Source organism: Spiroplasma tabanidicola, from assembly GCF_009730595.1.
Classification (GTDB): Bacteria; Bacillota_I; Bacilli_A; order Mycoplasmatales; family Mycoplasmataceae; genus Spiroplasma_A; species Spiroplasma_A tabanidicola.
Window position 1 is genome coordinate 628,647 of record NZ_CP046276.1, and the last position, 14,677, is coordinate 643,323.

Annotated in this window: 15 protein-coding genes; 14 read left to right on the plus strand and 1 reads right to left on the minus strand. The window is 23.1% G+C overall.

Annotated elements, in window-relative coordinates; translation table 4 throughout:
• Positions 1-14 precede the first annotated feature (14 nt).
• The 13 genes from nagA (at position 15) to STABA_RS02920 (ending at position 12,790) form a co-directional block, all read left to right on the plus strand.
• Positions 15-1,160: an N-acetylglucosamine-6-phosphate deacetylase gene (gene nagA, locus STABA_RS02860; RefSeq protein ID WP_156006342.1), complete on the plus strand. Its 1,146-nt coding sequence runs from the start codon at positions 15-17 to the stop codon at positions 1,158-1,160.
• Positions 1,150-1,731, plus strand: coding sequence for a hypothetical protein (locus tag STABA_RS02865; RefSeq protein ID WP_156006344.1), 582 nt, complete (start codon positions 1,150-1,152; stop codon positions 1,729-1,731). The genes nagA and STABA_RS02865 overlap by 11 nt, the downstream gene beginning before the upstream one ends.
• A complete protein-coding gene (locus tag STABA_RS02870) occupies positions 1,724-2,716 on the plus strand; it encodes a Gfo/Idh/MocA family protein (protein WP_156006346.1) in 993 nt (330 codons plus the stop codon). Before STABA_RS02865 ends, STABA_RS02870 begins: the two co-directional genes overlap by 8 nt.
• Entirely contained in the window at positions 2,706-3,368 is a 663-nt protein-coding gene (gene deoC, locus STABA_RS02875; RefSeq protein ID WP_156006348.1) for a deoxyribose-phosphate aldolase, read from the plus strand. Before STABA_RS02870 ends, deoC begins: the two co-directional genes overlap by 11 nt.
• Positions 3,369-3,629: 261 nt before the next feature.
• A complete protein-coding gene (locus STABA_RS02880; RefSeq protein WP_156006350.1) occupies positions 3,630-5,696 on the plus strand; it encodes a hypothetical protein in 2,067 nt (688 codons plus the stop codon).
• Between the two features lie 8 nt (positions 5,697-5,704).
• On the plus strand, positions 5,705-7,666 hold the full coding sequence (locus STABA_RS02885; RefSeq protein WP_156006352.1) for a PTS transporter subunit EIIC: 1,962 nt from the start codon (positions 5,705-5,707) through the stop codon (positions 7,664-7,666).
• Positions 7,667-7,772: 106 nt separating this feature from the next.
• Positions 7,773-7,937 carry a 30S ribosomal protein S21 gene (gene rpsU, locus STABA_RS02890; protein WP_023789442.1) on the plus strand — a complete coding sequence of 55 codons (165 nt, stop codon included), beginning with the start codon at positions 7,773-7,775 and terminating at the stop codon, positions 7,935-7,937.
• Between the two features lie 75 nt (positions 7,938-8,012).
• The gene (locus STABA_RS02895) at positions 8,013-8,477 is read left to right on the plus strand and encodes a hypothetical protein (RefSeq protein WP_156006354.1); all 465 of its coding nucleotides are present in this window, start codon (positions 8,013-8,015) and stop codon (positions 8,475-8,477) included.
• Between the two features lie 60 nt (positions 8,478-8,537).
• On the plus strand, positions 8,538-9,095 hold the full coding sequence (locus STABA_RS02900; protein WP_156006356.1) for a hypothetical protein: 558 nt from the start codon (positions 8,538-8,540) through the stop codon (positions 9,093-9,095).
• The gene (ruvB, locus tag STABA_RS02905; RefSeq protein ID WP_156006358.1) at positions 9,079-10,023 is read left to right on the plus strand and encodes a Holliday junction branch migration DNA helicase RuvB; all 945 of its coding nucleotides are present in this window, start codon (positions 9,079-9,081) and stop codon (positions 10,021-10,023) included. The genes STABA_RS02900 and ruvB overlap by 17 nt, the downstream gene beginning before the upstream one ends.
• Before the next feature lie 76 nt (positions 10,024-10,099).
• A complete protein-coding gene (locus tag STABA_RS02910) occupies positions 10,100-10,600 on the plus strand; it encodes a hypothetical protein (RefSeq protein WP_156006360.1) in 501 nt (166 codons plus the stop codon).
• A gap of 65 nt (positions 10,601-10,665) precedes the next feature.
• On the plus strand, positions 10,666-11,928 hold the full coding sequence (locus STABA_RS02915) for a hypothetical protein (RefSeq protein ID WP_156006362.1): 1,263 nt from the start codon (positions 10,666-10,668) through the stop codon (positions 11,926-11,928).
• Positions 11,921-12,790, plus strand: a complete 870-nt coding sequence (locus tag STABA_RS02920) for a hypothetical protein (protein ID WP_156006364.1) — start codon at positions 11,921-11,923, stop codon at positions 12,788-12,790. Before STABA_RS02915 ends, STABA_RS02920 begins: the two co-directional genes overlap by 8 nt.
• A 13-nt stretch (positions 12,791-12,803) precedes the next feature.
• Here STABA_RS02920 and STABA_RS02925 read toward each other — a convergent pair whose 3' ends face one another.
• Positions 12,804-13,622, minus strand: coding sequence for a hypothetical protein (locus STABA_RS02925; RefSeq protein ID WP_156006366.1), 819 nt, complete (start codon positions 13,620-13,622; stop codon positions 12,804-12,806).
• A gap of 96 nt (positions 13,623-13,718) precedes the next feature.
• On the opposite strand from STABA_RS02925, the gene STABA_RS02930 reads away from it, so the two are divergent.
• A complete protein-coding gene (locus STABA_RS02930) occupies positions 13,719-14,651 on the plus strand; it encodes a hypothetical protein (RefSeq protein WP_156006368.1) in 933 nt (310 codons plus the stop codon).
• The last annotated feature ends 26 nt before the right edge of the window (positions 14,652-14,677 follow it).

Sequence of the window (14,677 nt, forward strand, 5' to 3'; positions counted from 1 at the left end):
AAAGGGGTATAAAAATGATAATAAAAAATGCATCGATTATTTTAGAAGATAAAACTATCAAAAAAGGATGATTAGAAATTGAAAATAAAAAAATTTTATCCATAAACGAAGGAGAAACTAACTTAGAAGGAATAGATTTAAAAGGCAGTTTTTTACTACCTGGATTTATAGATTGTCATGTTCATGGTGGTTATGGAGTTGATTTTGAATCAGGAACAATTGAAGCATATCATAAGTTTGCAAATCTTGTAACAAAAGAAGGTATAACAACTTATGTTCAAGGAAGTGTTACAAATTCAAAGGAAAATAATATTAAATATATGAGTGCTTTTAAAAAGTTTATGAAAAATCAAGATTTAAAAAGTGCAAAATGTTTAGGAATTCATTTAGAAGGTCCTTTTATTTCGCCTGCAAAAAAAGGAGCACATGAATTAGCTTTATTAGAGCCACCAAATATAAAGACTTTAAAAGAATTAATTGAATTAAGTGATGATAATATTAGAATTATTACATACGCTCCAGATCTACAAGATGGTGGATTTACAAGATATTTAATAGAACATAATATTTTACCTTCTGCAGGTCATACAAATACAAGTGTACAAGATTTTTTAAAAGATTATAAGCTTGGAGTAAGACATCTAACTCATTTGTTTAATGGTATGAGTGGAGTAAGTCAACAAGAACCTGGACTAACTACCGCTGGTTTATATTTTGATGATATTTTGTGTGAAGTTATAACAGATTCAATACATATACAACCAGATACTTTGAGATTAATTTATAAAATCAAAGGACCAAAAGGAATGTGTATTATAACTGATGCAATGAACGCTAAAGGTTTACCGGATGGAGAATATAAACTAGGAAACCTTCCGGTTATAAAAGAAGGTATGAAAGTTTTTTTAAAAGAAAATAAAGCACTTGCAGGAGCTGGTGCTACATATGATCATAATGTAAGAGTAATGTTAAAAGAAATTCCTAATTTATCTTTAAACAATTTAATTTATATGACTTCAATAAATATAGCTAAACAATTAAATATTTTTGATAAAACTGGAAATATTGAAGTTGGAAAATTTGCAGATTTAACAGTTTTAAATAATGAATATCAAGTTGAAAAAACATTTGTAAATGGAGAATTAGTTTATGAAAAATAATATAAATCCAAAATCATATACATTAACAAAATATTTACTTACAATTTCAATGTTATCTTTTTATTTACTTTGTTTTTTAATGGTAGTTGTTTCAATCAAAACAAAACAAGCTAATTTAGGAGAATGATGAACAAATAATTATTTAAAAGTAGGATTTATTTTACAAGTAATGGGAATGCTTTTTGGGATTATTTATTTTTTAATTAGATATCGACTACACAAAAGATCTGAGTATAAATACAATAAAAAAGAATCTTATTTTGTAATAACTTATCTATGTAGTTTTATTTTATTAATTGTATTTTGTTTTTTATTATTATTGGTTATGAAATATGCAATAGTTTCTTATTTTGTTTTAACTTTTATTTTTATTATTTTTGTATTCATATTAGGAATAACTATTTCAGTTTTAGAAACTATTTCAAGATTAAAAGAACAAGCCTTAGTTAATAAAGTTTGATTTGAAAATAATAAAGGTAAAAAAACTCAACACGAAATTAAAGAAGAAAAAAAAGCACAAGAATTACTAGAAAAAAACGACAATCCTTTTATGGAGGAAAAAAATGATTAAACTAGGAACCATAGGAACAAGTGAAATAGTAAAAAAATTTGTTAATAGTGCTAAAAAAAATAGTAATCTTAAAGTTTTGTGTTGTTATTCAAGAAATAAAGAAAAAGCAAAAAATTTTATTATTGAAAATGATTTAGCTGCAAAAGCAGTAGATTCTTTTGAAGTTTTAGTTGATGAAGTTGATGCAATTTATATTGCAAGTCCTAATGGTTTGCATTATGAACATGCAAAGTATTTTTTAACTCAACAAAAGCATGTACTTTTAGAAAAACCTTTGACACTTAATTATGATCAAGCTTGTGAATTAGCACAAATTGCAGAAATGAATAATGTTTTTTTAATGGAAGCATATCGAACTGCTCATTTGCCTCAATTTAAAAAGCTGTTAGATAGTTGTCAAAATTATCAACCATTTTTAGCAAATTTTAGTATGACTCAATATTCTTCAAGAATGGAAAAAGTAAAACATGGAATTTATGATTCTGTATTTGATGAAAATTTAGGAAAAGGATCAACTTATGATATGTTAATATATCCTGTTGAATTAGCAATTGCTTTGTTTGGTCCTGTAAAAGAAGTAAAATCAATGGGATTAAAATTACCCAATGGTAGCGGCTTAAATGATATAGTTCTTATGAAACATACTAATAACGTTTTAGTGAATATAACTTGTTCTAAAGCTTCTGAGGGTTTAAACTATAATGAAATTTTATCAGATCATATAACTATAAGTTTTTTAGATAATTCTCATTTAAAAGAGATAAGCATCAAAAAAAGAGTTAATGATACAAGAGAAATGTTATATGAACAAAAAGAACCAATGGATTACTTTGAGTATGAAATCAAAGTTTTTGTAAAAATGATATTAGAAAATGACATTTCATTAAGAAATTACTTACTTGATGTTAGTTGTGAAGCAATTAAAGTTTTAAATCAAGTAGAAAAAAATCGTGATAAATTAGGAGAAATACAACATGAAACTTAATAAATATATAGATCACACTTTGTTAAAACCAGATGCAACAAAAAAAGAAATTGAAATATTATGCAAAGAAGCAATAGAATATGATTTTGCAACAGTCTGTATTAATCCTTGTTTTGTAAGTTTAGCATCAAGTATTTTAAAAAAAACAAATATTGGTATTACAACAGTTGTAGGGTTCCCGTTAGGATCAAATACTATTAATACTAAAGTTTTAGAACTAAAGGAAGCTTTAAATAATGGTGCTAGTGAAATAGATTTTGTCATAAATATTAGTGCAGTAAAAGATAAAGATTGAATCTATGTTTTAAATGAGTTTAAAGAAATAAAAAATAATGCAAATTCTAATATCGTTAAAGTAATACTTGAAACTTGTTTGTTAACAAAAGAAGAAATAATTAAATGTTGTGAATTAGCTTGTGAAGCAAAAATTGACTATGTAAAAACTTCAACAGGTTTTTCAAAAGCGGGAGCAACATTTGAAAATGTTAAATTAATGAAAGATATAGTTAGTAGTAGGGCACTTGTAAAAGCAGCAGGGGGAATCAGATCATTTGATGATGCAATTAAGATGATTGAAAATGGAGCTTCTAGACTTGGAACAAGTGGCGGAATAAACATTATAAAGGGAGAAACTAATAACACAAGTTATTAGTTTTTTTATAATATAAATACGAATAGAAAGAAGTGATTATTTATGTCTGAAGAAATTAAAAATTGCTTTATTTGTTCAAAACTTACTTCAAAATTAATAACTAAACACGGTAAAAATAAAAATTGAGATTCTATAATTTTCATCTATTGTTCTGATATATGTAGAAATAAGCATAAAGTTTAAGATTTTTAATTCTTAGTAGCTAAGGCATTAAAAAACAATGAATTAATGGTATAATTAATTAAATTAGGAGTTTAAACTATGGCAAAAAGATATGGTTTTGAATTAGGCGAGTATGGTTTACCATCAAGTATTAGAAAAAGAATTGATGACTTAGTTGGTTTAAGTTTAAATCCTTCAACTATAAATCTTTTAACAAGTGAATTTTCATTATTTGAAGAAGAAACTAAAGAAAACATAGGTCGTTATATAGCAAATCTTTTAGAAATAGAAAATGCATTATTAGCAAAACATTTTGAAAAAATAAAACAAGAAAATAGTTTTGGTAATTCTAAACAAGAATTAATCATGAAACAAAGACAAAGTAATTTGTTGAGAATACAACAAATTTTTTCTCATAAAGATAAACTTTTAGAAAGAGTTAATAATATAGAAACTAAAAGTTTTGCTCCAAAAGATGAAGTTAGCTCTGAAAAAATTGATTTTACAAAATTTATGGTAACAAATAATTCAAATACAGTCACAGACGATGAAAAGCAAAAGCAAAAACTTAAATTACTGTCTGAGAAAAAAAGAAAATTGGAACTTGTTGTAAGTGAAAAACAACAACAAATAAATATTGCAAAAAAACAATACGAAGAAGCAAGAATGAGAAATGACTCAAATGCTCAAAAAAGTAAAATTTTAATAATAAAAGAAGTAAACGAAAAATTATTAAAAATAGATGAAGCTATAAAAAAATATAAATCAGTTGAAAATATACCATGAGAAGTTTTTATGGATGAAAATGAATTACAAGATGATTTGGATATTCAAGAACTTAGAATAAGAGAACATTTAAATAAAAAACCTTTTAATCCAAATCCGAAAAAAAGTGAATCTATTATAAATAATAATGTTACAAAAGAAATTGATGTTACCAAAGAAATTGAACAAGGTGACTTTTTTGAAGTTGATGACTTTGAAGACGTCAGTATAAAAAAAAACAAAGAAAGTAAAAAAGCAATAAATGAAAAGCAAAAAAAAAGTAAAGAAAGTTTTTCAAAAACAGAAGTTATTGATAACACAAATGATTTAAATTTAATTAATGAAATTAAAATCATTTTAGATAAAAAAGAAACCAATGTAGAAATAAAAAAAGTAGATAAAATTGAAAAAAATAAGAAAGAAACAAAAACAAAAAAAGCAAAAAATATAGATTCTATAAAAAAAGCAAAAAATATAGATTCTATAAAAAAAGATAAAAATATAAAAGAAATAAAAGATACAAATAAAGTAAAAAAAATTAGTGTTGAAAAAAATTATAATGAGTTCACTTCGATAATTAATGAAGTTGTTGAGCTTGAAAATAGACTAAAAAAAGCAAAAGAAGTTGCAAGAAAAATCGAAGAAGAAAGATTAATTAAAGAAAGGGAAGATGAAAGAAAGCGTTTTGAAAGAGATCAAAAAATAGCAGGACTTCATGCTTTAGAAACAAAAAATAAAGAAAGAATTATTAAAAAAATTAAAAAAAATTATAAAGCAAGAGATAAAAAATATGATCAACTAAAAAAAGAAAAAGAAAAATTAGAAAAAGAATTAAAAACATTAAAAGAAAAACAAAAAATTGATGAACTTAGAAATATTGAGATTGCAAAAAGAAAAGCTATTGAATCAACCGAAAGCATTTTGAAAAAGTATAAGTATAAAGGACATAACCTGCATACAATCATGGAAAAAAAATGAGTTGCTTTTAATATAAAAAGTACTTTGTTTGTTAAAGAAAAAGCAATTAAAGCAATGAAACTGATAAAAATAAAAGATTGAATATATAAAAATAAAGAAAAAGTATTAGCAGAAGATAAAAAACAAATAATTGAAAAAAATAAAAAAGATAAAAGTGAATCAACTAAAAGCTTAGTTGAAAAAAATAAAAAAGTTTTAACTAAATTAAAAAGTTTAAATTATAATAATAAAGAATCTGTTAAAAATAATTTATATAATGAGGAAAAAAGATTAGAATTTTTACAAAGAAAAAAATCTTTAAACATTATAAATAGTATAGAAGTAAATGAGTTACAATGTTTAGAAAGCAAAATTAACAATAAAAACTCAAGCAACAAAATAAATTTGAAAAAATATAAATTAATTAAAAAAGAAATATTTTAGGTGAGTATATGAATAACAATTTAGAAAAGAATGAAATTACAATAGATGAAAAAGTTAAACAAAATATGTTTAGAAGTTTTGATATTTCTTGATATACAAAAAATAGCTCAAAAACTTTTTTAAGAAAATTAGGATCAACATTTGGTTTTGTAATTATATTAATGCCTGTATTTGGAGTAATTTTATCAATAGGTAATTTATTAAATACATATAATGCGCCAAAAGTAATAAGTAATTTATTCACAAATGTTGGTACATTGTTGTTTACAAATATAGGATTGTGATTTGCGATTGCTTTAACAATTGGGTTTACAAATAATAAAGGTGTTGCTGTATATAGTAGCATTATTTTTTATTTCACATTTACATTAACAATGGCTGCCTTTATCAAAATAAATGGTACTGATGGAAAAACATTTGACTTACTATTTTGAAAAAATTTAGAACAAAAGATATATTTAACATCAATCTTTGGATTTGTAACATTTAATACAGGTGTTATTGGAGGGTTTTTGTCTGGTACAATTTCAATTATTATTTATAAAAGCTTTAAAGAAACAAAATTGGTTTCAGGACTTGAGTTTTTTTCAAAAGAAAAGTTTGTTCTAATTTTAATTCCTTTTACTGCTGTTATTTCTGCAATATTGTGATTAATATTTTGACCAGCTATGGGATATTCATTAAGATTTTTAGGAATGGGACTTGCAAAAACTCCCACTGGATTAGACTCATTTGTTTTTGCAACTGTTTCTAGATTTTTAACACCTTTTGGTGCAGGAATGTTGATTCACTCACCATTATGATATACAGAACTTGGTGGTAGTTTAAGAAATTATGAAGGACAATTATTTGCTCAATATTTAGAAAGAACACATTCTGATAATCCAAGTTGATTACCTGATTTAGTTGAAAAATTAATGAATGAAAAACCAGGAACATGAGTTGATAGAAGTGTAACTGATTTTATAAATTCATTAGGATATTCTCAAGAAGAAAAAACACAAATTTTTAATGATCTGAATTATTGATATAGTAATATAGGAAATTTTCAAGGTTCAACACTTAATATGCTTGATTTAAGAGGTGATCAAGTTATAGCTGCAAATGTTATAAATAGTAACTTTATAACAATTCAAGATTGTTGGAATGTAGGTCTTAGAGTTTCTAGATTTATTGCTCCAGGTTTTGCAAATTCAATATTTGCATTACCAGCAATTGGATTAGCAATTTTTTTACAAATTGAAAAAAAAGATAGATCAAAATATTACGCATCATTCTTAATAGCTTTTGCTTCATCTGCTTTATTAGGAATAACTGAACCATTAGAATATATGTTTTGTTATACGTGTCCTATTTTTTACTTCGCAATATATGCTCCAATGCTTGGTTTAATGGGTGCAATTGGATCTATTACACAATTAAAGTTAGGAACTACTTTTTCAACAGGGTTATTTGACTTTATTTTTAATGGAGTTTTACCAACAGTTGCTGGTCAAAATACTAGAATTTGAATGGTTCCTGTTTTGGGGGTTGTATTTGGAGTTATTGAGTTTTTATTAGCATATTTTTATTTCAAATGAACAAAATTTGATCCATTTGAAAAATATTTATCTGAAAAAGATCAAATAAAAGTAAATATTTCTGAAATTAGAAGTTCTTTTTATGGATTTAAAAATATTTTAACTATAAATAAATCTAAAAATCAGGTTATATTAGAAACAAAAAAACCAATAAATAAAGATTCTATGGATAATTGATATGAATCGGTTTCTTTTGAGGGTAATAATAAATATAGTTTTTCTATTAAAAATGATTATGTAAAAACTTATGATACTCTTTTAGACTCGTTAAAAGAAAGACAAAATATTAAAGAATACAAAAAAACTAATAAAAATGAGTATAAAGCAATAAAAAAAGAATATAAAAATTTAAAAAAAGATGAAAAAAAGAAAAAAGTAAAAAATAAGTAAATTTTTAATAAAAGTTCTAGATTTTTTACATTTTTTTTGATATAAATATAGAGAAAAGCATTTATATTTTTTAAATGTTTTTACATTAGGAGTTGAAATTTTAAATATGGCAAGTGTCGTAGTACGTGAAGGTGAACCTATTGAGAAAGCTTTAAAACGCTTTCAAAAAGTAGCTGCTTCTTCAAAAGCTGAAGCAAGAAAACGTGAATATCACCTAAGCAAAAAAGAAAAACGTATCTATAAACAAAAACAAAACAGAAAATTTGGTTAATACCAAATTTTTATTTTGTTTTTTAGTAAAATATATAAATAATATATATAATATTATTAGTAAGAGGAGAAGCTAATGATAAATAAAGAAATTAAAAGTATAAGTATTAATAAAAATACTAAAGATCTTCAACCAAGACCTGAAAAAGCAGCATCAGGAAAATTTGTGAAAAAACCACCAATTTTGGAAGATAAAAGTACCAAATTATCTCTTGTAATGCAGTCAAGAACAATGCTTTCTGCAAAAAAAGGCAAAAATAAAGGAGATATTTCAACTCTTCCTCCAGGTGTAATAGCTTCAATTAAAAATAAAGAAAGAATTAATAAAGAATTAAATCTTGATTGATCAAATAATGTTGAAGCAATTAAACAAAAATATGATATCGATGGTAAACCTTTAACAAGAAAAAGAGCACAAGGAATCATTGAAGAAAGAAAAGAATTTTTTGAAAAAAATAGAAAAAAAAGTATTAAAGCAGCTACTACAAATGTAGCGCCAAAACCTGCTGTTAAAAAAACAGCTACAAAAAAATCTAAATAATAAAATACAAATTTGTAAAAAATTTGTATTTTTTTTTCGATTTAATTATTGGAGGTTTATATGCACTACATAAAATCAAAAATAATAAATATTGAAAATAACTTAATTATTGTCGAAAACAATAACATTGGTTATAAAGGTTATTTAATAGATACACTCAATAGGGATTTAAAAATTGATAATGAAGTAAAATTATTTTATTTAAATTATAGAAATGAATTTATCGATGAAAGTTTGTTTTTTATAGATGAAAATGTCTTAAATTTATCAAAACAATTATTACAAATTAAATATTTCGGCATAAAAACTTTAAATAATTTATTTAATAACATTAGTTTCAACGACTTAATTAACTATGTTAATAATCAAGAAATAGATAAAGTTATGAAATTAACTAATATTAAATTAAATATTTTAAAAGAGGTGTTTTCTATTGTTTCTGATAAAATATTAAATAAAAAATATAATAAAAAACAAATGGAAATTATAAACTCTTTACACAAACTGGGTTATGGAATTAACAATATTTATAAAGTTATATCTATAATTGATTCTAGTCTAGACGAAGAACTTATTTTACAAAAAGCCTTATTTGAATTAAATGAAATTAAAAATTAATACAAACAGACCAGATAGCTTTTCAAATTATATCGGTCAAAAAAATATTGTAAATAATTTAAAAGTATATATAAGTTCTTCTATAAAAAGAAATTCTGTACTAGATCATATGCTATTTTATGGTGGTAGTGGACTTGGAAAAACTAGTTTAGCTTATTTAATTTCTTATGAAGTTAACAAAAAAATTTATGTTTTAAATGGTACATCACTACAAAAACCTAGTGATATTATTGCTCCTTTAACAAGTTTAAAAGAAGGTGAAATTTTATTTATTGATGAAGTTCATGTAATTTCTAAAGAAGTTTTTGAAGTATTGTATCCAGTGTTAGAAGATAATCAGTTAAGCATAATTATTGGAAAAGATTATAACTCTAAAATAGTTAACATCAATTTACCTAATTTTACTTTAATAGCTGCTACTACTGAAATTAATAAACTTTCAGAACCATTTATAAATAGGTTTCCTATTAATTTTTATTTTGAAACTTATAATAAAGATGAAATAGCAAAAATTTTACAATTAAATTCTAATAAATACAATATAGAATTAGATAATGACATTTTATTATTTATAGCAGATCATTGTAAAAATAATCCAAGAATTGCTATAAATATTTTTAAAAGAATTTATGATTATATTGTTATAGAAAAACCTTTAGTTCTAGATATTTCATATATTTCAAAAATTTTAAAAACTTTAAACATTTATAAGTATGGTATTAACAATCAAGATTTAAGTTATTTAAAAATTTTAAATGAGCATAAGGTTATTGGATTAGAATCTATTAAACAAATTATGAACACACAACTAACTATAATAACAAACAATATTGAACCAAACCTATTATTTTATAATTTGATAAAAAAGACATCGAAGGGGAGAATAATAACTGAAAAGGGGAGAGACTTAATAGAATCTATTATATAAATAAACCTTAGTATTTTATGTTTTAATATGCTTATTTTAGTGTATAATATTATTAGTTTTTAAAGTGAGGTTTACTATGGATAAAAAAGTTTATAATTTGAAAGAATCAAGTTTGGGTAAAGTGACATTTTTAGATGGAACTGTATTTATGTCAATATCTTTTTTAGCAGATAGTGGAGAAAAAATTACAGAAGTTATTATCTTATCATCATTAGATGAAGCTGTAAGAAAATTTCCATCATTTGTTACAGAATTAACTTTTAAACATGTTCAAGATAAACTTAAGTTTCATAATGATATAGTTGATTGATTAATTGAAAATTGATTAGATCCAGGAATAGTGACTTGTCAAAAATACATTGCAGAACAATATGGTTTTCCTGAATTTGCAGAAATGAACCCAATTGAATGAATAAAATCTGAGCCAGAAATGGTTGCTCTAACTTTGTCTCATATTGCAGGTAGATATACTAATGGATATTTAAAACTACCATCAAGAATAAGAGAATTAGAGTTTTGTTGTAGATTTGTAAAAAATGTACTTGCAATAAACTTTTGAGAAGATAATATTAAATAATTTAGAAAACAAGAATATATATTCTTGTTTTTTTGTTGCTATAATTATTATTAAAGGTGGTAAATATGAATTTCAAAAAAATATTAAAAATTAATTTAAGTGCCATAATTATAGTTCCTAGCTTTTTTACATTAAGTTGCTCAAAAACAAAAAATGCAATAGGACATTATGAAATGAATAATAATTACGCATACTCTAAAGTTTTTCTTAATAATGAACAAAATTTTAATATTTTGCCGCAATTAAAACGAAAAAGTAATGATAAAAAAATAATAATAGATGATAAAATTAAACAATTAATTTTAGATAATAGCTCAAATGATTTAATAATTGATGATAAATTGTTCGAAAATAATCAAAAGTTTTCTTATAATGGTAGTAAATTAGAAAAAAAAGTTTATAATGAAAAGTTTTCAGAAGATTCTAAAGAAGTTTCAAAAGTTCAATTTGCATATGATTTTTTAGCTAGTGAATATAATATTAATATTTTTGCAAATAAAGATGAACCAGACATAATTTATGATTATTCAGAACTTAAATTAGATAACGATATAAAAGATAATAAATATTATTTTAATCAAGTGTATGATAATGGATCTTTATTACTAAGTTCTGATCAAAAATTAAACTTTACTTATAATCAAAAAACTTATACAAATGATATAACTTTATATGACATTACAGCAGAATTAAATTTTGAAAATTTAACATACTTATTAAATTCAAATCTAGCATATGCAAAAGAAGAAAAAGCAGAAAATGATAATGAAATTTTTTATTCATTAGTAATTAATACTTTTGAGTTAAATTATAAAATAATTAACACTAGTTTAGGAGAAATTGAAAACAAGAATCAAGAAACAATTATAAATAAAATAAAAGAAAAGAATCCAAACTCTAATATTGATTTTGAAAAAGATGTAGATATTGCAATTGATAATAATAATTCAAAAGCAAGAGTAATTGCCAAAAAAGATTCGGCTAAATATAATGGAGAAGTTGAAGTAACTTTTAATTTAAAAGGGGAATCAGAACCTGAACAACCTAATTCTTCAACATTACAAAAAATTTCAACCGAAAGTATAACAACACCAAATAACAATATAACAGGAAAATTAAATAAGATTTTTAAAAAGTTATTTGTAAAAGAAGAAGATAAATTAAATTTCAAAAAACTTGATAGTAATGAAAAAATAAAAGAAGAAGTTGTTTTTGAAAGTGTGCTACCAAAAACAATAACTATAAATAAAAACTTAGTAACTAAAATAAAAATTATTGATAAAGTTAAAGTTGATGATAGTAAAGAAGAAGGTGAGAAAAATGTTTAAAAACTTAATTAAGTTTTTACTTGCATTTAATATTTTAACTTTTGCATCATCATCAATTACTTCTTGTGAACCTATAAAAACTTTTCCGTCAGTAAGTGCACAATCAAATATAGAAACACTTAATCAATTATTTATCGGTCAAGAAATAGAACCTGTTTACATTAATTATTTAAAATATATAAATGGTTTTTTTGAGCATAGTGGCTTTGAGGATGCGTTATCAACAAATAAAATAACTACAAGTCTTATAGATACGGATAAATTAAATGAAACTGAACTGAAGTATTACAACTCATTAAAAAATATTTACCAACCAGTACAAAATGAAAATATTTTAGATTTTAGTGGTATGACTTTTATTGTAGAAAATATTTTTATTGATGAATTTGGATTTGTTAAAAACGATACAAAAAAAGAAACAAGAGAAGAAAATGTTAGTGATCAAGATTTAAAATCTTATGTAAACACAACAATGGCAATAACAGTTTTAAAAGGTTGAAAAACTGTTGGAAGACTTTTATTACAAGTTAAAATGGATGAAAAAGATTATTTTTTAAGAGATACTTCTTTTCAATTTATAAATAAATGACTTGAGTCATCATATAGTTTAATATCAGTCAATAAAAAAGATAAACACGGCTGATATACATATAGTAATTATGAAATAAATGAAGATAATGTAGAAACTTTTAAAAAAGATATAATTAGTAAAGCTAATAGATTGAAAAATTTTGAAATTAAAAACAATGAAATAAGTTTATGATCTGAAAAATTAAATGAAGAAGATAAAAACGGTCAAATAAAAGAAGTCACTTATAATGGTTTTGAATTAAAAGGGCAAAGATATACATTTAAACAATAAAAAAACTTCAATATTATGAAGTTTTTTTATTGTTTAAAATATTTCTAAATATTGTACTTAAATTAATTTTTGCAGCAACTTCTTCTGCAATTGTTACGCCATTATTAAATACTACAATTTTTGAAGTTTCTTTAATATCTTTTGGATCTAAATTTTTTATATCTTCTTCTTTAATGTCGTTTCCAATAATAGTTTCAAAATAATGTTCTATTATTTCACAAGCTTCTAATTTATTATTTAAATCAGCATCATTAATCAAAACTTTTAGTTCTTCTTGGTAATTTTCAGCTTGTGCAGGATTTTGATCTGATCATTTTTTTAATTTATCCACACTTTTTAATATCTCCATATTTAAAATATAAGTAATATCGTCTTCATCAATGTCATTAAATTTTGTATCATTTCCTAATTTTTGTAACAGTACATTATTAATTTCAAGTGCAATTGCTCCACTTTTTACAATATTTCCAATTTGCATTTTTATAATTAACTCTGTAATTTTTTCTTGAATATTTGTCGGATTATCTTTTATTGTAGTTATTAAATCATTTTGAACATCGCTATTAAAATAACCATTAACTTTTAATTCTAAACTATTTTTTCTTATAAAATTATTAATTTGTTCATGTGTTTTTAATTCTCCAACTTGTTTTCTAATATTTGTAAGAATATTGTTCATAACTGTAACATCAGGAGTAAAATCACCAATAAACTCTTGGTTTGAATCTAATAGCCCATTTTTTAATAAATCCAACCTTTCTGTAAAAAATTTCTTAAATCATTCTTGAGAAACACTATTTACAAAATCTTGTAGTACAGCATAGTTATTCATATTTTTATCCCCTTTACTTATATTCTAAATAATATAACAATAAATAACAAAATACAAAAAAATTGATATAATTAGTTAGATAAGTGTGAAAAAACAATGAAAAAATGAAGTATAAATATAATTGAAGATGGATATTTTTTAGTTAATGAGTATCAAAATTTTAGATTTGATAAACACATAGCTAGAACAATGCTTGAAAAAATTCAATTTCCAATAATAATATTGGACACTGAATTTTTTAATCATTCTCATGATGAAGGAGAATATGAAGATAAATTATATAGCGAAGATCAAAAAGATGTTGTTTATGTAATTCAATATAGTTTTGCAAAATCTTTAAAAGAGATAGCGTATAGAGATAATACAAAATCAATCAAATCAATTTATATAAAAAGAGGTCATAACGATAAAACATATAACTTTCAAGAACAATACTCAAAAATGGTAACTAGTTTTTTAAGCATGTGTAGAAATAAAGAAATAAAAACAATAATTTGTGCTGGAGCAAGCAATGATATAAAAATCATTAATAAGTGAATTAATGACTATAAACATTTATTTGCAAGAAAGTCTTTAAATATGGCTTTTTATAATAAAGAAAAAAAAGAGTTGAATGCAAACTTTTTTGATATATATGATATTTTAGAAAATGCATTTAGTTTTTCAAATACTACTTCAACTGGTGAAGAGTTTTATAATGCTAATAACTTGCCGTCAGGAAAACAAGCAGATAATATGATTGCTTTGACAAGCTGTAAAAAATTTTATGATTGATTTGAAAGTATAAATATTAAAGCTATTAAAAATGAAGATGAGGAAATAAGAAATTTATGTATTGCTGCATATACATTTTATTCAACACCTTTTGAAGCAAGAATGAATTTTGAAGTATATAGAAATATGATAAGTGTTATTAGAAAAGTTGTTGTACATTGTTATAATGATGTATTAAAAATATTAATTTTTTTAGGTTTCATATACGAATTTGTTTATCTTCCTTATGAAAAAAACTCATATATTAAAAAATAATTTGCAAATATTTATTTTTAATATAA